19 protein-coding genes are annotated in these 24,297 nt (G+C 49.7%); 13 read left to right on the top strand and 6 right to left on the bottom strand.

The window, feature by feature from the left end:
• Position 1 precedes the first annotated feature (1 nt).
• On the top strand, positions 2–394 hold the full coding sequence (rpsI, locus tag FGS84_RS18695; protein WP_002566476.1) for a 30S ribosomal protein S9: 393 nt from the start codon (positions 2–4) through the stop codon (positions 392–394).
• A gap of 190 nt (positions 395–584) precedes the next feature.
• On the opposite strand, the gene FGS84_RS18700 is transcribed toward rpsI, so the two are convergent.
• On the bottom strand, positions 585–1,040 hold the full coding sequence (locus FGS84_RS18700; RefSeq protein ID WP_138309942.1) for a hypothetical protein: 456 nt from the start codon (positions 1,038–1,040) through the stop codon (positions 585–587).
• Between the two features lie 153 nt (positions 1,041–1,193).
• Positions 1,194–1,925, bottom strand: a complete 732-nt coding sequence (locus tag FGS84_RS18705; protein ID WP_138309943.1) for an SDR family oxidoreductase — start codon at positions 1,923–1,925, stop codon at positions 1,194–1,196.
• Between the two features lie 168 nt (positions 1,926–2,093).
• Here FGS84_RS18705 and trxB point away from each other — a divergent pair, with 168 nt between their 5' ends.
• A complete protein-coding gene (gene trxB, locus FGS84_RS18710; protein ID WP_138309944.1) occupies positions 2,094–3,017 on the top strand; it encodes a thioredoxin-disulfide reductase in 924 nt (307 codons plus the stop codon).
• A 16-nt stretch (positions 3,018–3,033) separates the two neighbouring features.
• Positions 3,034–4,545, top strand: coding sequence for an SH3 domain-containing C40 family peptidase (locus FGS84_RS18715; RefSeq protein ID WP_138309945.1), 1,512 nt, complete (start codon positions 3,034–3,036; stop codon positions 4,543–4,545).
• 128 nt (positions 4,546–4,673) lie between these two features.
• On the opposite strand, the gene FGS84_RS18720 is transcribed toward FGS84_RS18715, so the two are convergent.
• From FGS84_RS18720 to FGS84_RS18730, 3 genes are read right to left on the bottom strand one after another with little or no spacing between them, the layout of a single operon-like run.
• Positions 4,674–6,095, bottom strand: coding sequence for an ATP-binding cassette domain-containing protein (locus FGS84_RS18720; RefSeq protein ID WP_171042673.1), 1,422 nt, complete (start codon positions 6,093–6,095; stop codon positions 4,674–4,676).
• Positions 6,070–6,885 (bottom strand): histidine kinase, encoded by an 816-nt coding sequence (locus FGS84_RS18725; RefSeq protein WP_138309947.1) that lies wholly within the window; start codon positions 6,883–6,885, stop codon positions 6,070–6,072. Before FGS84_RS18725 ends, FGS84_RS18720 begins: the two co-directional genes overlap by 26 nt.
• A 26-nt stretch (positions 6,886–6,911) precedes the next feature.
• Positions 6,912–8,519, bottom strand: a complete 1,608-nt coding sequence (locus FGS84_RS18730) for a helix-turn-helix domain-containing protein (RefSeq protein WP_138309948.1) — start codon at positions 8,517–8,519, stop codon at positions 6,912–6,914.
• A 219-nt stretch (positions 8,520–8,738) separates the two neighbouring features.
• Here FGS84_RS18730 and FGS84_RS18735 point away from each other — a divergent pair, with 219 nt between their 5' ends.
• The 9 genes from FGS84_RS18735 to FGS84_RS18775 all read left to right on the top strand — a co-directional run bounded on the left by FGS84_RS18735 (position 8,739) and on the right by FGS84_RS18775 (position 20,214).
• Positions 8,739–10,115, top strand: a complete 1,377-nt coding sequence (locus tag FGS84_RS18735) for an extracellular solute-binding protein (RefSeq protein WP_171042675.1) — start codon at positions 8,739–8,741, stop codon at positions 10,113–10,115.
• A gap of 81 nt (positions 10,116–10,196) precedes the next feature.
• Positions 10,197–11,069 carry a sugar ABC transporter permease gene (locus FGS84_RS18740; RefSeq protein WP_138309950.1) on the top strand — a complete coding sequence of 291 codons (873 nt, stop codon included), beginning with the start codon at positions 10,197–10,199 and terminating at the stop codon, positions 11,067–11,069.
• Position 11,070: 1 nt separating this feature from the next.
• A complete protein-coding gene (locus tag FGS84_RS18745; RefSeq protein WP_138309951.1) occupies positions 11,071–11,904 on the top strand; it encodes a carbohydrate ABC transporter permease in 834 nt (277 codons plus the stop codon).
• Positions 11,905–11,922: 18 nt separating this feature from the next.
• Positions 11,923–14,037, top strand: coding sequence for a glycoside hydrolase family 3 C-terminal domain-containing protein (locus FGS84_RS18750; RefSeq protein WP_138309952.1), 2,115 nt, complete (start codon positions 11,923–11,925; stop codon positions 14,035–14,037).
• 28 nt (positions 14,038–14,065) lie between these two features.
• Entirely contained in the window at positions 14,066–15,505 is a 1,440-nt protein-coding gene (locus FGS84_RS18755; protein WP_138309953.1) for a glycoside hydrolase family 5 protein, read from the top strand.
• A gap of 86 nt (positions 15,506–15,591) precedes the next feature.
• Complete coding sequence (locus FGS84_RS18760) at positions 15,592–16,557, top strand: ABC transporter permease (RefSeq protein ID WP_138309954.1); 966 nt, start codon at positions 15,592–15,594, stop codon at positions 16,555–16,557.
• On the top strand, positions 16,554–17,567 hold the full coding sequence (locus tag FGS84_RS18765; RefSeq protein ID WP_138309955.1) for a sugar ABC transporter substrate-binding protein: 1,014 nt from the start codon (positions 16,554–16,556) through the stop codon (positions 17,565–17,567). The genes FGS84_RS18760 and FGS84_RS18765 overlap by 4 nt, the downstream gene beginning before the upstream one ends.
• A 4-nt stretch (positions 17,568–17,571) precedes the next feature.
• Positions 17,572–19,302, top strand: coding sequence for a dihydroxy-acid dehydratase (gene ilvD, locus FGS84_RS18770; protein ID WP_138309956.1), 1,731 nt, complete (start codon positions 17,572–17,574; stop codon positions 19,300–19,302).
• A gap of 15 nt (positions 19,303–19,317) precedes the next feature.
• Entirely contained in the window at positions 19,318–20,214 is an 897-nt protein-coding gene (locus FGS84_RS18775) for a dihydrodipicolinate synthase family protein (protein ID WP_138309957.1), read from the top strand.
• A gap of 126 nt (positions 20,215–20,340) precedes the next feature.
• On the opposite strand, the gene raiA is transcribed toward FGS84_RS18775, so the two are convergent.
• Complete coding sequence (gene raiA / locus FGS84_RS18780) at positions 20,341–20,871, bottom strand: ribosome-associated translation inhibitor RaiA (RefSeq protein ID WP_138309958.1); 531 nt, start codon at positions 20,869–20,871, stop codon at positions 20,341–20,343.
• 774 nt (positions 20,872–21,645) lie between these two features.
• Between raiA and secA the strand changes: the two genes are divergently transcribed.
• Positions 21,646–24,219 carry a preprotein translocase subunit SecA gene (secA, locus tag FGS84_RS18785; protein ID WP_138309959.1) on the top strand — a complete coding sequence of 858 codons (2,574 nt, stop codon included), beginning with the start codon at positions 21,646–21,648 and terminating at the stop codon, positions 24,217–24,219.
• The last annotated feature ends 78 nt before the right edge of the window (positions 24,220–24,297 follow it).

Raw genomic sequence — 24,297 nt, forward strand, 5'->3', positions numbered from 1 at the left:
CATGGCTAACGCAAAATTTTACGGAACAGGCAGAAGAAAAAAATCCATCGCCAGAGTATATTTAGTACCAGGTACCGGCAACATCACCATCAACAAGAGAGATATCAACGAGTATCTTGGTCTTGAGACTTTAAAGGTTATTGTTCGCCAGCCATTAGTAGCTACTGAGACTACTGATAAATTTGATGTAATGGTTAACGTTCGCGGCGGCGGCACAACAGGACAGGCCGGTGCAATCCGTCACGGCATCTCCAGAGCTCTCCTTCAGGTAGACGCTGATTACAGACCAGCACTGAAGAAAGCTGGTTTCTTAACAAGAGACCCAAGAATGAAAGAGAGAAAGAAGTACGGCTTAAAGGCAGCCCGTCGTGCTCCACAGTTCTCCAAACGTTAATTTTTGGAGCAGGCATCCGGTTCATCCCGGTATGTCCCGGCAAAACGTATACAGGACCTTTCGGAGGAAATCCTCCGGAAGGTCTTTTTGGCTTATAGGAAACAACAGAACCGGCAAACAGCAGAACAGGGATGCCCGGACCTTCCGGCCCAGGCATCCCTGTTCTTGTGTGTGATGTGCAAATATCAAATTACCGTACCCCGAACTTGGTACCACGTCTGAGTGTTCCGTTGCTGTTCCACTCCGTATAAACATATGGACCGCCATCGGTGGTTCCGTTTTCGGTGAATGTGTGGCTCTGACCATTGTAGGTGCGTTCTCCGGTCTTCAGCTTACAGCTGTTGTTGTCGAAGTAGTAGACATTGCCGTTAATCTTCATGATGCCGCCCTGGAGCTCGCCTGTATCAGCGGCATAGTACCAGGTACCGTCCCTCTGAATCCATCCGGTACGCATAATCTGGTCATCTCCAAAGAAGAACCAGTGGTTCTTGTAGTTCACCCAGTTATTGGTACAGTAATCTCCGGAACCCCACTGATATTTTGTTCCCTGTGAAGTGTGAACAAATCCTGCAGCAAATGATGTCATAGCGCTTCCTGCGGCCAGGGCCATGGAAAGGGCTGCGACTGCTAAATATTTCTTTTTCATAAGAAGTATGCCTCCTTGCGGTTTATATTAGTGTATTGCTTTTTCTGACTTGATTCTACACCATGGAGCGGCTCCAAGGTCAATACAGTTAATATATTCGTAAGGATACGGAAAAGTTTCAGAAAGGTTCAGGCCCCCTGGAGGACGCCTGCCTTAAATCCAGCCTCCGTCCAGCCCTATGACCTGTCCGGTAAGGTAGGATTCCTTATAACCAAGGTGGTAAACCAAATCAGCCACCTCCTCGGCCCGTCCCAGACGGCCGGAGGGAATCTCGTCCACCAGGGCGATGAGGTCGTCCTCCTCCATCCACTGGTTCATCTCCGTGTCAATGGCGCCGCAGGCAATGGCGTTGACCTGGATGTTGCTGGGGGCCAGCTCCTTTGCCAGGGCCTTTGTAAGGGCGTTGATACCGCCCTTGGTGGCCGAGTATGCTGTCTCGCAGGAAGCGCCCACCACACCCCATACTGAGGATATATTGATGATTTTGCCCTGTTTCTGTGAAATCATATAGGGGACTGCCAGCTTGCAGCAATTAAAAACAGATGTCAGGTTCGTGCGCAGCATGCGCTCCCAGTCCTCCGTCGACATATCCTGCAGAAGGCCTATATAAGAGATGCCGGCATTGTTCACAAGGACGTCCACGCCCCCGAACATCTTCTTAATTCTGCCAAACAGCTCCTCGCAGCATTCCATATTGCCCATATCACCCTTGTATGCCAGGCAGGGAACCTGGAACGATTCAATCTCCTTCTGGGTCTGCATCAGCAGTTCTTCCCTGCGCACACAGCTGATGGCTACATTATAACCCTTCTTTGCAAACTTAACTGCCACGGCCTTGCCGATGCCCCTGGAGGCTCCGGTGACCAGTACGGTTTTACGCGGCATAAAATACACATCCTTTCTAATATGGATTATAACATATTTTACCATACCAATGATAGAATTGTAAGAAATTGAATTGTAATAAGTAAATTATCTGTGATATAATAATTACAAATTGTTTAAAATAGTAAGAACATTGGCTTAAATTGAATATAAGGAAAAGGTGAAACTATGTCTCATATTTATGATTTGATTATTATCGGCTCAGGACCGGCAGGTCTTGCAGCTGCTGTTTATGCCCAGAGGGCAAAGCTGGATACACTTGTGGTGGAAAAAGCCATGGTCAGCGGAGGGCAGGTCCTGACCACATATGAGGTGGATAACTATCCCGGACTTCCCGGCATCGGCGGATACGACCTGGGACTTAAGTTCCGGGAGCATGCGGACCGTCTGGGCGCCCGGTTTGCAGAGGACGAGGTGCTGAGCATTGAGGACGGAGGCAGGGGCGCTGTCAAGCGCGTTGTGTGCCAGGGAGACACCTACGAGGCCAGGGCCCTTATACTTGCCACAGGGGCTGTCCACAGGAAGCTGGGGGTGCCGGGAGAGGAAGAACTGGCGGGAGCCGGCGTCTCCTACTGCGCCACCTGCGACGGAGCATTTTTCCGCAATAAGGTAACGGCTGTTATTGGAGGCGGCGATGTGGCTGTGGAGGATGCTATTTTCCTGGCGCGTATGTGCAGCAAGGTATATCTGGTTCACAGGAGAAATGAGCTGCGGGCAGCCAAGAGCCTGCAGGAGAGTCTTCTGGCACTGGATAATGTGGAGGTAATCTGGGACACGGTGGCTGACAGCATCAATGGGGACGGAATGGTAAAGAGCCTTTCCGTGACCAATGTTAAGACCGGACTGAAAACGGAACTGGAAGTACAGGGCGTGTTCATTGCAGTCGGCATATCGCCGGAGAGCAGGGCTTTTGAGGGACTGGTGGATATGGACCACGGCTATATCAGGGCCGGGGAAGACACCGTCACATCAGCGCCCGGCATATTTGCCGCAGGTGACGTGAGAACCAAGCCGCTGCGTCAGATTATTACGGCTGCTGCGGACGGGGCAAATGCAATAACCAGTGTGGAGCGGTATCTGGTAGAGAATTAGGGGAGGCAGGCTACAGATGAATAACTGGAAGAAAGTAATCGTGCTCAGCGGTCTGTGCAGCTGTGCGCTTTCGGTGAACGCTCTGGCGTCCACAAACCTGGAGACAGGCTCATCGCTGGCCGGTATATCCGTTGCGCTTAACAATTATTATGCGGGGAACACAGAGCCGGAAAAGCAGCTGGCTTCATCCTATTCCAATATACAGAACAAGGCTGCCCAGTCAGGCGCAGGCGCCGGTACTGCAAAGGGCGGTTCCGGCAGCAGCCAGGGCGGCAATCAGGGCAGCGGCAATCAGGGGAGCGGCCAGTCCGGCAGTGCATCCGGAGATTCCGGCAAGGCCAGTGCCGCCCAGGAAACCGCATCCAAACCAAAGTCCTCATCCTATGATAATATTGCCGTGTCAAAGGTAAGCGGAACGGTAAACATCCGTACAGAGGCCAACACCAGCAGCGGCGTAACCGGCAAGATTAACAATGACTGTGCGGCAACCATTCTGGATACGGTGGACGGAGAGGGCGGCAAATGGTACAAGATTCAGTCCGGTTCCGTCACCGGCTACATAAAGGCAGATTACTTTGTCACAGGACAGCAGGCGGAATCCAGGGCCAAGCAGGTAGGAACCACCTACGGCACCATTGTGGGCACTCCCAGCCTGCGACTGAGGCAGAGTCCTGACATGGAGGGAAAGACGCTGACGCTGCTGTCGGAGGGCGCCCATTATGTGGTTACGGGCGAGGAAGGGGATTTCCTGAAGGTTCAGGTGGATTCGGATTTGGAAGGCTACGTGTTTAAGGAATACATGAAGACCAGCGTGGAGTTTAACAAGGCAGTGTCGGTGGAGGAGGAGAAGGCCAAAGAGGCAGAGGAGGCCAAGCGCAAGGAAGAAGCGGAGAAGGCCCTGAAGGCTTTGGAGGACGCCAAGAAGGCGGATGCGGCCAAAAAGACAACAGCAGCCGCCACAAAGGCTGAGAAGACCACGGAAGCACCGGCCACCACAGCTGCGAAGAAGGAAGAGACAAAGGGAACGGATGCCATTACAACCATAGCCGCCAATCCTGAGAACGGCAAGGACAGCACGGTTGCGGCTCCCACAACAGCAAAAGCAGCTGAGACAGTGGACAGCAAGGGTCCGGGTTCTCCGGGCGGCACCTCCACAGAGGTGGCCTCTGCTACCCGCAACGCAGTGGTGGCATATGCAAAGCAGTTCCTGGGCAACCCCTATGTGTACGGCGGGACAAGCCTTACAAGCGGGGCGGACTGCTCCGGCTTCACCCAGAGCGTATTCTCACATTTTGGCATCAGCACGGGAAGAAGCTCCAGGGACCAGGCTGCCAGAGGAAGGTCCATATCAGTCAGCGATGCAAAGCCGGGAGATTTGCTGTTCTATGCCAGCGGCGACTACATTAACCATGTGGCTATCTACATCGGCGGCGGACAGGTTATCCACGCCAGCAATCCTACCACTGGTATCTGCATTACGCCGGCAAACTACAGGACGCCCTGCAAGGCTGTGACGTTTTTGGATTAACAGATGGCATTAAAGATATGACCGGTATATGAACATAGAACAAGGCTTCTGCAAATTCGGAATGACTACGGATTTGCAGAAGCCTTTGCTGTTGAAATGCTGCCGTTGCATCAATTGTTTTTTGGGCCTTACCCGTTTTTTGTGTATTCCTGGATAGAGTCTGATGACAGAATCAGGTGGCGTCCGGCCAGGGCATATACCTTTTCAAAATCGCATGTAATGATACACACAGTATTGCCATTGTTGGCTATACGCTGAAGCGCGTTTTTCAACACATAAAATGTTTCGTAATCAATATACTTTTCAGGATTGACACAAAAAATAATTTTTTTCCTGAGAAACTCGTACCGGTAAAGATACATGGCCAGCTTTTCCTTTTTTGGCAGGTGGCGGCAGGAGGACCTGGCCTTAATGCCTTCGGTTTCATATTCAGCCAGAAATGCCTGTTCCATATACTGCATCCTGGCCTGTTTTAATATGCCTAAGGGACCGGCGGCTTTTCTGTAATTGCTGATGCAGATATTATCTCTGGTAGGGAGCGGCTCAAAAATACAGTCATCCAATTCAAACCCCGCCTTAATCAGGGAGTGGCAGCCTTCATTTTTTATAATTTGACCATATACGGATATAGAACCGGATGCTGTATTCTGCGGATGGAACATGGAATCCAGGAGCTGTGAGGAAACATTGCGGAACAAATCAAAAATAGTCACAATTTCACCTTCGTGCAGATGAAAGGAAATATTATACAAGGAGTCATGACAGAGTCCGTCCACCCGGAGGGATATCTCACCGGAGGCCTGGGAGGATGTTTCGCGGTAAATAATGGGACGGCTGTACAAGGTGGATATATCCACTGTATTTCTCTTCTCATTATAAACCCATTTGATGGTCCGGTGGTCAGCCATAAAGTATATCCGGTCGGAAAAGAGCTGGAGCTGGTTGATATCACAGGAAGTAATGAGAAAGGAAATGGACTTTGCCTTCAGATATTGGAACATCCCGGAAAACTGAGGCGCCTGAAAAAAGGAAAGAGGAATGTCATCCAGGATAATCAACTTTGCGCCAAGAATGTAGGCCTTCAGGATTTCCACCAGATACTGCTCTGTCTTTGTCAGGTTGCACACTTTTTCCTGGGGGGATATGGACAGCCCCAATTCACGCATCCAGTTCAGGGTTTCATGCAGTATGAGTTTTCTGTGTACAAGGTATGTTCCGTATTTGTGTCTTCGTATCACGAAAATATTCTCCATGACAGTAAGGGAAGGAATCAGGGAACTGTTCTTCTGTACCAATGCAGTACTGGCAGAGAGTATGCGGTGGGATGCCGGATTTTCCTCATAGTAGAATTTTCCTTCAGAGGGGGCTGCTTGTCCGGAGAGAATCAGTGAAAGCAGGGTCTTGCCGGAATCATGAAGGCCCATAAGACCCAGGGATTCCCCCTTATACTGGTAAAGGTCCAGGTGGTCAATAAGGCAGGAATGGTCTTTTTGAAAGCACAGACCCTGTATACGGTATAGTTCCTCAGGCATGGGCATTTCCTCCGGCATGAGTATTTCCTCCGGACATGGAAAAGTCATCCGACTGAATGGATATATAAGGGATATGGATTTCCACGTCTGTTCCGAGAGAAGGAGTGCTGGATACGTGAAGTCCGTAGTCCTCTCCAAACACCAGCTTCAGTCTGCGGTTGACATTCCACAGCGCAATTCCGGTGCTCTTTTTGCCGGATGCGGGAGAGACGTGGTATTCCTGGTTCAGTGACTGGTTGAGCTTCTGCAGGGTGGATGAATCCATGCCTTTGCCATTGTCGGATATGCGTATGTTGATATGCTTTTTCGTAGACACAGCCTCTATGGTGATGATTCCCTGGCCGGCTATTTCCGTAAATGCATGAACAATGCTGTTTTCCACTATGGGCTGCAGGGTCAGCTTTGGAAGCACTGCGTCCAGGATGCTGTCCCAGGAATCCGGCAGATTCACATTGAGAAGAAAGCGGTTCCTGAACCGGTACTGCTGAATCTTCATGTAATTGTTAATAACATTGATTTCGTCGTTTAAGGTGGCAAAATCACTTTTTGTGCTGATGCTGTAACGGAAGAAGTTTGAGAGGGAGTAAGTGATATCCGCTATCTCCGGCATTTCGTTCAATACGGCCTGGGCACGAATACATTCCAGGGAATTGTAAAGAAAATGCGGGTTTATCTGATTTTGAAGGGTCAGAAGCTCGGTCTGTTTTTTGAGGATTTCATTTTCGTAATACCTGGCCCTGTCTATCATGGCTGCCTGGGTATGCTCATCCAGAAGCTTCTGTAATTTTTTTTCTGTGAGAAATTTCATAACCTGTCTCCCATGTCTGCTGAATGTCAGCTGTATATTTTGCGGTAATCCTTGGGGGTAATACCCACATATTTTTTGAAAAGTTTGCTGAAGTAACGGGCATCCTGAAAGCCGACTGAATAGGCAATCTCATTGACAGAGAGATTGGAATCCTTAAGCTTGGCTTTGGCATGTTCAATCCGGAATGAATTCAGGTAATCCACGAAGTTCTCTCCGGTTTCCTTCTTGAAAATGTTGGAGAGATAAGCGGGGTTTAAGGAAACCAATAAAGCAGCGTCCTCCAGACGGATGGAGTCGGTATAGTGTTCCTCTATATACCGGAGGACTGTCCGTACCGGGCGGGCGTTCTGGGCCTGCACTGCCTTATGGATGTTCTCAAATATATAGGAAACCGGTTCAGCTACAGCTGCTTTCAAGGCTTCAAGGGATAAGGCGTTTTCAATGGCATAATGAATCTGGTTGGAAAGATAATCCAGTGATGGCTGGCCTTGTTCCGGGGAAATATCCATATGCATCAGCATCCGGCAGATGTCCTGCATCATGGATATGACATCAAACAGCGGGAAGAGATGCCTGGGCTTGAAAAACAGTTGATTTAAGGTGGCCATGAAATCTGCGAAATGTACAGATTCCACGGCTTTTTTAAATTGGTGGAGAAAGGCTTCCTTTTCTTCCGGCGGCAGATGGGGGACAGGGGCGGTCTTTTCCCAATACAGAATCTGGCCGCATCCGGACAGGATGCGGTAATATAATGCATCCATGGCATCCTTATAGGAACGGCTGAAGGAGGAAATCTCCGGGTAAGCGGCGCCAACCCCGATTGTAACTTTTAAACCTGCAAAAATATCCAGCAGGTTATAGGCCCTCTGGTAGAATTCAGTGAGACAGGCCTGGAACTGGCTGTCGGACATCATGGGGTAATTGACGCCGAAGCAGATGGTGCTGTCTTCCACGCAGGAGAGTGTCTGGTAGCAGAGATTTTCCAAATCCTCATGAAACATGGAAATCAGTTTTTTATTCAGCGAGCTGATATTGTCCGGTGTGTCCGCACCCTGGTTTACAAAGTCCAGCTTGATGCAGAGGATGCGGAAAAGTCCTGGTTTGAAATCAATTCCATATTCTTCCGTCACATGCTCCAGCGTTGTGGAGGAATCCTGTATTTCCCATATAATCCGTTTCAGAAAGAAGGATTTGCCGGGATGTTCGGTGTGGACAGCAGACAGGTCCTGGCTGCCGGAGGCAGGCTGCTGCCGCAGTTCCTCCAGTATTTTTTTTAAAGCCTGATTTAATTCGGTTTCACTGATGGGCTTTAGAATATAATCATCCACTGCGTATTTCAGCGCATTATGGGCATATTCAAACTGCTTATAGCCGCTTACAATGATGAACCGGCAGGGGATGTTGAGATACCGGGTCTGGCGAATCAGTTCGATTCCGTCCATAACAGGCATACTGATATCGGTAATCACAATAGAAGGCCGGTGCTCCTGTATTTTCTGGAGCAGTTCCTGCCCGTTATGGGCAAAGCCTGCAAACTCCAGGTTTAATTCTTCCCAGCATATCATCTTTTTGATAAGTTCGCATATCAGGTATTCATCATCGGCAATCAATACCTTCATTTTTTCAGTAAGCACAAGAATCCCTCTTTCCCTTTTGAATGTGTCAATAATATAGCACAATGGAAAATGGGTGTCAAATAATTAGGGGGTTAAAAATGCACAAAAATATAGACCTAAAGGGACGGAAATAGAAATAATACACATATTCTAAAAATCGGTGCATTGTGGAAAAGCGGAAAGAACCTTATGATAGGTTCCATCAAACAAAAAAAGCAGTGTGAAAGGAGAAGGAGTATGAAGAAACAATTACTGGCATGTATTTTGGCGGTATCCATGATGGCCGGGACCCTGGCCGGATGCGGGGGTTCCGCGCAGGAATCAGGGAACGGGACGTCCCAGGCAGCATCACAGGATAAGCCTCAGGGAGATGCTGCGGCAGCAGACAGTCAGAACCAAAAGGGTCAGGCTGACGGAAATGAGGAGATTACCCTTACCATATGGCATATTGAGAATGACGCGAAACGCCTGGAAGTGGTCAAGCGGTGCATTGAACGGTTTGAAGCCAGCCATCCCAACGTGAAGGTGGAGCAGGTGCCCATGGAGAATGACCCATATAAAACCAAGCTTACCACAGCCATGGCTGCCGGGCAGGAACCGGATATTTTCATCTCATGGGGCGGCGGATGGCTCCAGTCCTTTGTGGAGGAGGGGAAGGTTCTGGATATTGACCAGAATGTAAGGGGAATTTCAGATATTTATCATGAATCAGCGCTGTCCCTGTTTGAAATAGACGGAAAGTACTGGGCAGTGCCCTTTAGGGCCGGAGCAGCCCCGGTATACTACAACACAAAAATATATGAGGAATTGGGACTCAAGGTGCCTGAGACTGTGGACGAGCTGGAGGCAAACTGCCAGGTGCTGAAAGACAACGGCATCATTCCCTTTGCCCTGGGCAATTCCAGCCAGTGGCCCGGTGCACTTACCTTCATCTGGCTGTCTCTGAGAGAGGGCGGTTCCCAGACCTTCCTGGATGCATTTAACAGGACCGGCAACGCCACATTTGAGGATGAGAGCTTCATTAAGGCGGGGCAGAGGATTCAGGACTGGGTGAAGAAGGGGTATTATCCGGACGGCGCCAATGGAATCAACTATGATACAGGCGGTTCACGCATGCTGTTCTACAGCGGGCAGGCAGCCCATATTGTGCAGACCAACAGTTTTGTAGCAAACTGTAAGTCCGAGCAGCCTGATTTCTATGAGAATAACCTGGGATTGTTCAACTATCCTGTCATCGAAGGAGGCAAGGGAAAGGCGGACGAAATTCTGGGTGGAGGCAATGGATATTCCATAGCCGCATCCTGTAAACATCCCCAGGAAGCCATGGAACTGGTCAAGTCCCTGACAGACCAGGAATATGCCCAGGATATGTCCGATACAGCGGGAATCCTTACCGGAATAAAGGGAGTGGACATCAAGGACAGCAAACTGCAGCAGATGGAGGACCTTCTGGTAAATGCATCCTATATGCAGAATTTTTATGACCAGTTCCTTCCGACGGAATTAGGTAATCTGCACAAGCAGACAACGTATGACCTTTTTGGCCTTACCACTACGCCGGAACAGGCGGCGGCCGATATGGAAGCGCAGGCGCAGAAGGATTTGGTGAAGTAGTCATAAATTGATTTCGGTATGTGAGGGTGCTGCAAACAGCGCCCTCATTCCGGATAAAGCTCTGTTAAAAGGAGAAATCATATGAGCAGAAGAAATAAACATATTGGAATCATAGCGCTGTTTGTGATTCCCGCCCTGTTTTTTTACGGTACATTCAATGTGGTGGGAATTGCCAGGACATTTTTCTACAGCTTCATGGATTGGAAGGGAATCAGCGCTAACAGGACCTTCATCGGCCTTGGAAATTATATTGAGTTGCTTGGGGATTCATTTTTCTGGAATGCCATGAAGAATAACGTAATCCTGGTGATTGTATCCGTGGCAATCCAGCTTCCGGGAGCACTGCTTCTGGCCCTGCTGATTAACCAGGAATTAAAGGGAACCCGTTTTTTCCGCACGGTATTCTTTATGCCCATGCTTCTCTCCACCGTGGCGACAGGTATCATGTGGATACTGTTTTATGACCCATATTTCGGCCTTATGGCCAATCTCATGCAGAAGCTTGGAATGAAGAGCATTGCTTTCCTGGAGGGCAGCTCTTCCATGCCTTCCATTATGTTTGTCATATGCTGGCAGTTCATTCCCTTTTACATGATTATATTAAAGGCCGGACTGACCAATATCCCCACGGATATTTATGAGGCGGCCAAAATAGACGGTGCCAACGGGAACCAGTGTTTCTGGCGGATTACCCTGCCATTGCTTATGCCAACGCTGCGTTCTGCCGCAGTGCTGCAGCTGGTTGGTTCCCTTAAGTATTTTGACCTGTTTTATGTAATGATGGGCGGAGCGCCCAATAAGGATACAGAACTCATGGCCACATATATGTATAAGAAGGGATTTACGGAGTTCCGCATGGGGTATGCCAGCACAATTGCAGCCAGCATGTTTATCCTGTGTTTTGCCATAGCGTGTATGTTCCTGTATATCACCAGAAATAAGGAGGAGGCATAATATGGGCGTATTGTTAAAAAGAAGGGTAAAGCATACGGTTCTATACATAATCAGCATTGTCATTGCCCTAATCACAGGCTTTCCTTTTCTGTTTCTGGTCATCAACAGTTTTAAAGGAATGGGAGAATACCTTACCAACATCTGGATGCTGCCCAAGGAGCCGTACCTGGGCAATTACCAGATGATTCTGAAGCCGGACTTCCTGAGGTATTTCCTCAACAGTGTGATTGTGTCCGCAATCAGCGTGTTCATCATTGTAGTGGTTTCTTCCATGATTTCCTTTACATTTGCGAGAATGCGCTACCGGGGAAAGAACCTGCTGTATTTTGTTATTATCGCGGGGATGATGATACCGGTGCATACGACCCTGATTCCCACATTTACCCTTTTGAGCAGTATTGGTCTGACGGATACCTTGACCGGTCTTGTGGGTCCCTATGTCAGCTACAACATACCCATTGCTGTGTTCATATTAACCCAGTTTTTCCAGGAGATACCGAAGGAACTGGAGGAAGCAGCCATTATTGACGGGTGCAGCATCGTGGGTACGTTTAAGAATATTATACTTCCCTTATCAGGTCCGGCCATTTCCACGATTGTAGTGTACACATTCCTGAATATATGGAATGAGTTCATCAATGCCAATGTACTGATTACCAGCTCAGTGAAAAAGACCCTGCCATTAGGAATACGGGAATTTTACGGTATGCAGTCCGTTAATATACCGGCGGTTCTCACCGCGATTCTGGTGGGCTCCCTTCCTGTTATCCTTCTGTACTTTTTCGCACAGGAAAAGGTGGTGAATGGATTGACACAGGGAGCAGTCAAGGGTTAAGGAAAGGGGAAAGCAAGAATGGATTTTGAAAAAAGAGCAAGGGAACTGGTGGGGCAGATGACGCTGGAGGAGAAGGCTTCCCAGCTCCGGTTTGACGCGCCGGCCATCAGCCGCCTGGGCATACCCAGATATCACTGGTGGAATGAAGGACTTCACGGAGTTGCCAGGGCTGGAACAGCTACCATGTTCCCTCAGGCCATTGGGATGGCAGCCATGTTTGATGAGGATATGATGCAGGAAATAGGCGCTGCGGTTGGTATGGAAGCCAGAGCCAAATATAATGCATATGCGGCCCGGGAGGACAGGGATATCTATAAAGGGCTTACACTCTGGTCTCCCAATGTGAATATTTTCCGTGACCCCAGATGGGGCAGAGGTCATGAGACCTTTGGGGAGGACCCGTATCTGTCCGGAAGACTGGGCGTGGGATTTATAAAAGGTGTCCAGGGGGATGGGGAGTATCTACTGGCCGCTGCATGCGCAAAGCATTTTGCCGTGCACAGCGGTCCGGAGGAGAAACGCCACGAATTTGATGCCAGGGTCAGCCAAAAAGACCTTTGGGAGACTTATTTACCTGCATTTGAGGCATGTGTTGAGGAGGGGAAGGTGGAAGGCGTCATGGGAGCCTACAACCGGACCAACGGGGAACCCTGCTGCGGGAGTAAAACCCTGATTCAGGACATCCTTAAGGGAAAATGGAATTTTGACGGTTATTTTGTTTCAGACTGCTGGGCAATAAAAGATTTCCATGAAAACCATCAGGTGACGGAGACAGCGGCGGAGTCGGCAGCCATGGCCTTAAAAAATGGCTGCGACATCAATTGCGGCAACACATACCTGCATATTTTAAGCGCCTGTGAAAAGGGGCTGGTATCAGAAGAGGATATTACGCAGGCAGCAGTGCACGCCCTGCGCACCAGACTTAGGCTGGGGCTGTTTGACCCTGAATGTTCATATCACAATATTCCTTATGAAACAGTGGGATGCAGAAAGCACCGCAAGCTGGCCATTAAGGCAGCGGAGAAATCCATGGTGCTTCTTAAGAACGACAGCATTCTGCCCCTTGACCGGAAATTGAGGAAATTGGCAGTGATTGGTCCAAATGCGGACAGCCGCTGGCCGCTGATTGCGAATTACCACGGAACAGCCCCGCGGTATGTGACGGTTCTGGAAGGGATTGAAAACCTGTTGGGAGAGGAAACGCGAATCTTCTACTCAGAAGGCTGCCATACCATGAAGGAGAAGGTGGAAAGACTGGCCCTGCCGGGCGACCGTATAAGCGAGGCAGTGACCGCGGCAAAGGAAGCCGGGATTGCCATTGTGTGTATCGGTCTGGATGAGCGCTATGAGGGAGAACAGCAGGATTTGGGGAACCGTTTTGACGAGGCAGTGAGCATGGCGGATAAGCCTTCGCTGGATTTCCCTAAATCCCAGAGATGTATGCTTGAGGCCCTGATTGAGACGGGTATACCGCTTGTGGTGGTAAATATGTCAGGCAGCGCCATGGATTTAAAATGGCTGGCCCAGGCTGACTGTGTAAAGGCAATTCTCCAGGCATGGTATCCCGGAGCAGAAGGAGGGACTGCCGTTGCAAAGATACTTTTTGGTGAGAGCAATCCATCGGGCAGGCTGCCTGTTACGTTTTATCAGCCGGAAGATGAACTGCCGCCCTATGAAGACTACAGCATGAAGAACAGGACGTACCGGTATATGGAGGGGGAGGCGCTTTATCCCTTTGGGTTCGGTCTTTCCTATACCAGATACAAATACAGGGACCTGGTATGTTTACCCGGTGAGGACGGAAACGTCCATGTGTCAGTTACAGTGAAAAACATCGGAAATCTGTATGGGGAAGAGGTTGTACAGGTTTATGTAAAAAATCTGGATTCCCCTCTGGCAGTCAGAAATCATTCTTTATGTGCGTTTGTGCGAGTGGGACTTGAGGCCGGACAAGAAAGGACGGTGAATGTCTGTCTGCCGGCTGCTGCTTTTTATGTGGTGGACCAGAACGGGGACAGACGTCCGGACGGCCGCCGGTTCAGTGTGTTTGCAGGGGGAAGCCAGCCGGATGCCAGAAGCTGCCGGCTGATGGATTCAGAACCCCTGGCGGCTCAGGTGGAACTGTGGCCGTAGTGGGAAGAAGGGTTAAGGAGGAGAGAATATGGACTTTTTGCAAGTGAAAAATGGAAAAATTACAGACCAGTCAGGGTCAGATGTCTACCTTAGGGGAACCTGCGCAGGCGGATGGATGAATATGGAGGATTTCATCAACGGGTATCCCGGAACAGAGAGCGGTATGAAACGGGAGATGGCAAAAGCGCTGGGAGCGGGCAAGGCTGAGTTGTTTTTTGAAACAGTGCTGGATAATTTCCTGAATGGGGATGACATCAGATTCATCCGGGAGACAGGGGCAAATTGTATTCGTATTCCACTGAGTTACAGACATTTTGAGGACGACATGAACCCGTTTGTGTATAAGGAAGAAGGATTCAAACGTCTGGACTGTATACTGGATGCCTGTGAGCAGGAAGGAATCTATGTAATCCTGGATATGCATGCCCTGGCCGGCTGGCAGAACTGCCACTGGCACAGCGATAACGAGCGGGGGGCGGTCATGCTGTGGAAATACCGCCATTTCCAGGAACGAATCATTGCGCTCTGGGAGGTATTTGCCGATAGGTACAGGGACAGGAGCGTGGTGGCCGGATATGACATTATGAATGAACCGTCCACAGGCACGCCCACCGGCGAACATGCATATGACTTTTATGAATTCTACCAATCTGACTGGGATGCCATCAACCGGCTGTACCGTGAAATTGCAGGGGCTATAAGGAAGGTGGATAAACGGCATATCCTTTTCCTGGAGGGTGACAATTATTCCAGGGATTTTGCCGGCCTCGACGCTCCCTTTGAGGAGAATCTGGTTTACAGCAGCCATAATTATATCCCGCCGGGGTATGGTCCGGGTAAGTATCCGGGATATTATGACGGGATTTATTGGGACAGGAACAGGCAGGAAAATGCATTCCTGGACCACCAGGGAACCCGGTATGCCATGAAACATCATGTGCCCCTGTGGGTTGGAGAGTTCGGTTCCCAGTACCATGGGTATGAGGAGGAAATACCTGACCGGCTCAAATCCATGGAGGACCAGCTTGACATCTACAATACATACGGCATCCACTGGACTACATGGACTTATAAGGACCCGGGAGTTATGGGGTGGGTATTCCTGAATCCGGAAAGCGAATACATGAAAATCATCCAGCCGGTCCAGGAACAAAAGCGGATTCTCGGGGCGGAAAATTTTGTGGCTGATTACGCAGGCGTAGCGGAAGGAAGACAAAAATCCCGTATGCTGGCTGACTATATACTGGATGTGATAGGAGAAACGCGGATTGACAAGGCCTCCAATGCATTTGTTATGAACTACGGAGTCCTGAACGGATACGCGGGAGCCATGCTTCAGCCCGCCTATGCCAGGCGCTTTAAAGGATACGGGGAAGACAGTCTGGAACGTATTGCCGGTGCATTCAAGCTGGAGAACTGTCTGAAGAATGAGAGGTACCTGGAGTTGCTGAAGCGAATGCTGCATTGATAAAATCCCGGTTCTCTGATAAACTTAAGTTATTATCCCCGTAGACGAAGGCGCTCGGTTATTACAAATGAAAAGGGGCAGGTGTCATGATGCAGAGGAAGAACATGGCTTGGAAAGAACGAATGTCGGAGTACTGGATGATTGGCCTGCTCCTTTTTCTGGTTGCGGTATTTTCGTATATTTCGCCTGTATTCGCAACCAGGGGGAATCTGTCCAACTTCCTTCGTTCCATACCGGTGCTGGGCGTCGCCACGCTGGGCATGGCGATGCTTATGATTACAGGAGGTATTGACCTGTCATGCGGCGCCATTACAGCCTGCGCCGGGACCGCGGCGGCATATCTTGCGGTTCATGGAGTCCATCCGGTGGTGTGCGTGGCGGCCGGTATTCTGTGCGGAGGCGCCTGGGGACTTTTAAACGGCTTTTTGATTACGCGGTTTGAGCTGAAGCCGTTTATTGTAACCGTTGGCAGCAACTACATGATTCGCGGTCTGACGCAGATGGTTACAGGCGGAATCCTTATAGGCGGGCTTCCGGCCTGGTTTTACCGCATATCCAATACAAACCTGTTGGGCGGCATGATATATTCAAACTTTCTTATATTCCTGGTCCTGGGGGCGGCAGTGGTGCTGGTGATGAAATATACGATATTCGGCCGTTACTGCTATGCTGTTGGCTCCAGTAAGAAAGCCAGCAGTCTGGCGGGCATCCGGGTGAAACGCCATCTTCTCAAGGTGTACTTTACGGAGGGGGCTTTGGCCGGAATAGCAGGGGTCATCCTTATGTCCTATCTGAATGTGGGGGCATCCAGTGAGGCCATGGGACTGGAGGCGTATTCCATTGCCGCAGTTATTATAGGCGGAATCCGCTTTGAAGGCGGTGCAGGAGGCGTGGAACGGGCTTTTGTAGGCCTTCTGATTATAGAGATTTTTAAAAACGGAATGGCTGTAGCCGGCCTGAACACTTACGGCCAGCAGGCAGTGACAGGACTTATGATACTGGCAGCCATTGTGATGGACTATTTTAGGAAGAAAAAGGAAGAATCTGTATGAAACTCAGAATGAGATGGAATTTGTGGCTGACAGCCTGCCTGCTCGCTGCCGTGGGCGCCTGTCTTTCGGGGTGCAGTATCAGGGGGAACACAGGAACCGGGAATGGGGATGGGCGGACCTTATATCTGATTACTCTGAATGAAAAAGGTCCGTACTGGAAACCCCTGATTGACAGTGCCAAACAAAGGGCGCAGGAAAGGGGAGTCCGGCTGGTGGTGAAGTCCGGCCAGCCCGGAGATTCCTCAAGACCCCAGAAGCTGATTGAAATGGTCCAGGAGGCCATTGACCAGAAAGCGGATGGAATTGCCATGGCGGCCCTGGAGCCTGAAATGTTTGATGTGAAGGCTGCGGAAGCCATGGAGGCCGGCATTAAGGTGGTCACCTATGACACGGATATCAGAACCAACAGCAACCGTCTTTCCTATATCGGGACAAATAATTACGAGGCCGGAAAGCGGCTGGGTCAACAGGGGGCCCTGGATTTGAAAGACAGGGGTATAACCCAAGGTAAACTGACAACCGTCACCTACAGCGGTTCCGCACAGAATATGGTGGAGCGGTATAGGGGCCTGCAGGATGGATTTGATGAAGCTATGGGCGAGGATGCCGGGCATTTTACATGGTGCCAGTGGATTATCAACGATTTAAGCGTTTCAAGGGCCAGGGAGCAGCTGGAGACTCAAATAATGTCATATCCGGACCTGAGGGCCGTATTTACGTTGGGGACCGAGTCGGTCATAACCGGGACCATGGAGGCCATAAGGTCCCAGAAGCGGGAAGGAATCTTATATCATTACGGATTTGACTATTCACCCACGCTTGCGGCCGGAGTGGACGAGGGCCTGATTACCGGAATCGTGGACCAGAACAGTAAAGCCATCGGCAGCCTGTTGGTGGACAAGCTGTCTGATGCAGTGAACGGCCAGGAAATCAATAAGGAATATCCCGTGGATGTGACATGGATTAAGGCAGAGGATTTAAAGGAATATGGGAAGAACCAGGAGAGGTGACAGGATGATGGATATAAAGCAGAAAAGCGCGCCCCAGAGGGAGCTTTGGGCGCAGTTTGACGCCTTGCAGATGGGAAGCGGATGGGATGAGGAGGATATAAGGAAACCCCAGATTCTGCTGGAGGATGCATTTGGGGACAGCCATCCCGGAAGCGTGCATCTGTCGGGGCTTATGGAACAGGCTAAATACGGCGTATTTGAAACAGGCGGATTTCCCGCCCAGTATCATACCACGGATATCTGTGACGGCTGTGCCCAGGGACATGACGGCATGAACTATATCCTGGCATCCAGGGAGGCCATATGCGATATGATAGAGATACACGGCCGGGTGTATCCCTGGGATGGAATGATACTGTCCTCCTCCTGTGATAAGTCAATACCTGCCCAGCTTAAGGCCGCGGCCAGGCTTGACATCCCGGCGATTTTCATACCGGGAGGCAGTATGAGAAACGGGCCGGAAATGACCACGTCCCTGAAAGCCGGCGATATATCCCTGAGACAGAAGCGGGAGGGCGCCATTACAGAACAGGAAATCCGGGATTATAAGCTGACGGGATGTCCTTCGGTGGGAGCCTGCACCTTCCTTGGAACCGCCAGTACCATGCAGTGCATGGCAGAGGCCCTGGGGCTGGCACTGCCGGGCTCGGCCCTTATGCCGGCAACCATGCGGGATATACTTTCATGGGCCCGACGGGCCGGCCGGCTTATCATGAAGCTGGTGGGAGAGGGAATCAGCGCCAGCCAAATTATGACCGGAAAAGCGTTTGAGAATGCTATGATTGTCCACAGTGCCATCGGGGGGTCTACCAACGGTGTTATTCATCTTACATCCATTGCAAGGGAGCTGGGAATCGAACTTCTTCCTGAGATGTTTGATGAGATTAACCATAAGGTGCCCCATATAGGAAACATTACTCCCAGCGGCAGGCATCTGACGGAAGCGTTTTGGTTTGCAGGCGGTGTCCCCAGGGTGGAGCTGGAGCTGAAGGATATGCTGAACCTGGATGTAATGACAGTCACCGGGAAGACCCTTGGGGAAAATCTGGATGACCTGGAGCGGGATGGCTTTTTCGGGAGATACGCCGGGTATCTCAGCAACTGCGGTCTGAAACGGGAGCAGGTAATCTTTCCGGTTGGGGATACCGGGGAGAAAGGGTCTATCGCCATCCTGCGGGGAAATATCGCCCCGGACGGAGCTGTGATTAAATATGCGGCATGTGTAAAGGAGATGAGGGAGCATAAAGGGATTGCCAGGGTTTATGACTGCGAGGAAGATGCCTACCAGGCGGTTGTGAAAAAGGAAATCCATAAGGGGGATATTATCGTAATCCGGTATGAAGGCCCCAGAGGAAGCGGTATGCCCGAGATGCTTATGACGACGGAAGCAATTGTATGCGATGAGGATTTAAATGGCTCGGTTGCCCTTGTTACAGACGGAAGATTTTCAGGGGCAACCAGGGGTGCTGCAATTGGCCATGTCTCACCGGAAGCAGCAGCAGGCGGGCCGTTGGCATTTGTGAAAGACGGAGACATAATAGCCTACAGCGTGAACAGCCGCAGTCTTGAATTGGTAGGAGTTCAGGGGGCAGAGATAACGCCTCAGGAGGCAGGGAAGATACTGGAGGAGAGAAGAAAGGAAGGATTACGGCCGCAGCCGGTCCGCAGAGGAGTCTTTGGCCGGTATACCAGGAACGCCCTGTCTGCCATGGAGGGGGCAGGGTATGAAACGTAGAGGAGGATGCTATTGATGGATGCAAAATATATAACGCCTGCAGTGACTGCATTTGACGAACAAGGGCATGTGGATATGGAAGCCAATAAAAGGATTTACGATTGGCTCATAGAGGGCGGAATGGATGGAATTCTGATATTGGGAAGTATTGGCGAGTTTTTTGCCATTCCCCTGGAAGAGAAAAAGAAGATGATTCAGGATGCCCTGGATTATGTGAACCACAGGGTTACCGTGTACGTGGGCACCGGCGGAACAGTCTTTGAGGAATGTGTGGAGTTGTCGCGTTTTGCCCTTGACAGAGGGGCGGATGGGGTTATGGTTATTTCGCCATATTATTTTAACCTGCCTGACAGTTCGGTATTGAATTTTTATGATACCCTGGCAGGTCGGTTGGATGGTCCGGTGCTGTTGTATAATTTTCCGGCCCGGACAGGTTATGACCTGAAACCGGAGGTGGTTCTGGAACTGGTACGGCGCAGAACGAATATTGTTGGTATAAAGGATACTGTGGATGTGATGGGGCATACCAGGGCATTGATACAGACCGTGAAGCAGGAATATCCGGAATTCATGGTATATTCAGGTTTCGATGAATTCTTTACTCACAATGTCATAAGCGGAGGGAACGGATGCATTGCAGGACTGTCTAATTTTGCGCCTGAGGCAGCTTCAAAGCTTGCAGAGGCAGCCAGAAAGGAAGATTTCCGGCTTCTGCGGGAATGCCAGACAAGGATTGACCGCCTTATGGCAGTGTACGCAGTGGCGGAACAGTTTGTTCCTATTATAAAGAAAGCCATGGTATTGAGGGGGATTTCCATGGAAGGAAAATGCGCCCAGCCCATGCTGGAAGCGGACAAAGATGAGACTGAGAAACTGAGGCATATATTGGTGGGAGAGGGATTGATTTCATGAACCGATTTACCGGTTGAGGACGGATAATACAGAATCAGACGGATAGGGACAAGCCGGCAGCCGCATGTAGCGGTCCTGCCGGCTTGTCCCTATTATTACTTTTGTTTTTACGTGAAGACCGGAAACCTAGAACTCCGGTTCAATCAGCCCGTAGGTTCCGTTTTTACGCTTATAAACAACGTTCACCTGGTCTGTATCTGCGTTCAGGAATACATAGAAGCTGTGTCCCAGCATCTCCATCTGGAGACATGCCTCCTCCGGAATGGTTGGTTTGATGGCGAACTTCTTTGTCTTAACAATCTGAATCTCGTCATCCTGTACTTCGTCCTCTTCCTCTATGAAAGCCTGGGAGAAAGAGATGGCGGCCTGCTTCTTATCAATGAGTTTCTTTCTATATCTGCGGATTTGGCGCTCAATGATTTCCTCTACCAAATCAATGGATACATACATATCGGAGCTGGATTCCTCCGCACGGATGGTATTGCCTTTGACTGGGATAGTCACCTCGATTTTCTGTCTGTCTTTCTGTGCGCTCAGCGCTACGATTACTTCGGTGTCCGGAGTGAAGAAATGTTCCAGCTTGCCAATCTTCTTTTCAACGGCAGCCTTCAAACCTGGAGTTACCTCAATATTTCGTCCTGTTATGGTATAACGCATAAACATCAACTCCTTTTCTTGGGATAGTGACATTATATCATATTTATTGCAAAATTACAATCGCAACCTAAGAATTGTTTAACAATTTATCTTAATTTTTTATAAAAATTCGATTCAAATGCTGTAAATAGCTATTGCATTCCTAATAGCAGAAACCTTGAAATGTCAAGAGAAAACCATGTTTTTTCTTCCGTACTTTTCAAGTTTATCAGAAGTGTACAAAAATAAAATAAATCTAAAGTCGGAAAGGGAAGTGCAAATGAAAAGTTATAAACTTGTGGATAATGTGGATAAGTTGGTGTATAACTATTTTTTGCCGTAAAATGGACAAACTGTGATGTGGATAACTTTGGGGGTAATGTGCATAAACTTCTGGGGATATTGTGGACAGGTAAAAAATCGAACACATTTTTTGTGCAATCTGCTTGGTTGACCATAAGTGCGGGGAAAACAGCCCTAAAGGGCAATGGGCGGAATAGGGATGGGAATATTCTGTAAAACAACGTGGAATTATTAAGTATATGGACAAAATGTTAATTTTTCATTAACCCGTTGAATTAATCTTTCCCAAGTGCTACAATAAGTAAGATTGTATCATAGGCGCAGTATTTGTAGTATTTATCCGGAAAGTCCATAACAGACAGGCATTATGGAATGGTAAGGAATAGACGGGAATCAGCAGGCAGATAATAGACGGTAAGGCATATGCTGCAGATACGGGCGCTGGTTGAAAATTAGTTTCTATTATATAGGAAGAAGTTAGGAGAGTATACCATGAACTTGATTGAAAAGGTGTTCGGGACTCACAGTGAAAGAGAACTGAAGATGATAAGGCCAATCGTGGAAAAGATTGAATCGCTGCGTCCTGAGATGATGGCCATGTCAGATGAGGAACTGCGTGACCAGACCAGAATCTTTAGAGAAAGGCTTGCGGAAGGCGCCACATTGGATGATGTTCTGCCGGAGGCATTTGCCACGGTTCGTGAGGCAGCAAGAAGAACCCTGAATATGGAGCATTTCCCGGTACAGCTGATTGGCGGTATCGTACTGCATCAGGGCCGTATTGCCGAGATGCGTACTGGTGAAGGTAAGACGCTGGTATCCACCTGTCCCGCATACCTGAATGCACTGAAGGGAAAAGGAGTTCAGATTGTAACGGTCAATGACTATCTGGCAAAGCGTGATGCCGAGTGGATGGGCCAGGTGCACAGATTCCTGGGCATGACCGTGGGTGTTGTACTGAACGACATGACCAGCGAACAGCGTAAGGAGGCATATGCCTGCGATATCACTTACGTGACCAATAATGAGCTGGGTTTCGATTACCTGCGTGATAACATGTCTATCTACAAGGAGCAGCTGGTGCTGCGCGACCTGGACTACTGTATCATTGATGAGGTTGACTCTGTGCTGATTGACGAGGCCAGGACGCCTCTTATTATTTCCGGACAGAGCGGCAAGTCCACCAAGCTGTACGAGGTGTGCGACGTGCTGGCCCGCCAGCTGGAGAGAGGCACCGTGTCCAAGGAATTCTCCAAGATTGATGCCATCATGGGCGAGGAGATTGAGGAGACCGGCGACTTTGTTGTGGATGAGAAGGATAAGGTAGTCAACCTGACCGAGCAGGGCGTTAAGAAAGTGGAGGAATACTTCCATATAGAGAACCTGGCAGACCCTGAGAACCTGGAGATTCAGCATAACATTATCCTGGCCCTGCGCGCCAACAACCTGATGTTCAGGGATAAGGATTATGTTGTGAAGGACGATGAGGTTCTGATTGTAGACGAATTTACAGGCCGTATCATGCCCGGCCGCCGTTATTCCGACGGACTCCATCAGGCAATCGAGGCAAAGGAGCATGTGAATGTGCGCCGTGAGTCCCGTACCCTGGCTACCGTAACCTTCCAGAACTTCTTCAACAAATACACGAAGAAGGCAGGTATGACGGGTACTGCCCAGACAGAGGAGAAGGAGTTCCGTAACATCTACGCCATGGACGTTATCGTCATCCCCACCAACAGGCCTATGATTCGTAAGGACATGGAGGATGCGGTATATAAGACAAAGAACGAAAAATACAAAGCAGTTGTGGAAGAGGTGGAGAAGGCACACGAAAAGGGACAGCCTGTCCTGGTGGGCACCATTGCCATTGAGACTTCCGAGCTTCTGAGCAAGATGCTGAATAAGAAGGGAATTCCCCACAAGGTACTGAATGCCAAGTTCCATGAGCTGGAGGCTGAAATTGTAGCAGATGCAGGTATCCATGGCTCTGTTACCATTGCAACCAACATGGCTGGCCGTGGTACGGATATTAAGCTGGACGAGGAATCCAAGGCCCTGGGAGGACTTAAAATCATCGGTACGGAGCGTCATGAGTCACGCCGTATTGACAACCAGCTGCGCGGACGTTCCGGACGTCAGGGAGACCCGGGTGAGTCACGGTTCTATCTGTCCCTGGAGGATGACCTTTTAAGGCTCTTTGGTTCAGACCGTCTTATGGCCATGTTTGAGGCCATGGGCGTGCCGGAGGGCGAGCAGATTGAGCATAAGATGCTGTCCAACGCCATTGAGAAGGCACAGATGAAGATAGAGAGCAACAACTACGGTATCCGTGAGCAGCTCCTTAAATTCGACGAGGTCAACAATGAGCAGAGAGAGGTTATCTATGCAGAGCGCCGCAAGGTTCTGGATGGGGACAATATGCGCGACCTTGTCCTTAAGATGATTACCGACATTGTGGAGAACGCAGTGGATATCTCCGTATCCGATGACCAGACCCCGGATAAGTGGGATTTACAGGAACTGAATAACCTCCTTCTTCCGGTCATTCCGCTGAAACCGGTAAGTCTTTCCGATGAGCAGAAGAAGTCCATGAAGAAAAATGAGCTTAAGCACAACCTGAAGGAAGAGGCCATCAAGCTTTATGAGACAAAGGAAGCTGAGTTCCCGGAGCCGGAGCAGATTCGTGAGATTGAGCGGGTTGTCCTGCTGAAGGTGATTGACAACAAGTGGATGGCGCATCTGGATGACATGGATGCACTGCGGGAGGGAATCGGCCTGCAGGCATACGGCCAGAGGGACCCGGTAGTGGAATACAAGATGCAGGGTTATGAGATGTATGAGTCCATGATGGCTTCCATCCAGGAGGAGACAATCCGGATTCTGTTCCATATCCGTGTGGAGCAGAAGGTGGAGCGTGAACCGGCTGCCAAGGTAACAGGCACAAACAAGGATGCATCTTCCCCGAGCGCGCCTAAGAAGCGTGTGGAGCAGAAGATATACCCCAACGACCCATGCCCATGCGGTTCCGGCAAGAAGTACAAACAGTGCCACGGAAGAATTAAATAATCAACGTAATATCAGGGCCGGTGTGATATCATCTGAACACCGGCCTTTATGAAAATGACTGTATGAGAATGACTGCAT

It is taken from the genome of Clostridium sp. 1001271st1 H5 (assembly GCF_005845215.1).
In the GTDB taxonomy this organism is placed as follows: Bacteria; Bacillota; Clostridia; order Lachnospirales; family Lachnospiraceae; genus Enterocloster.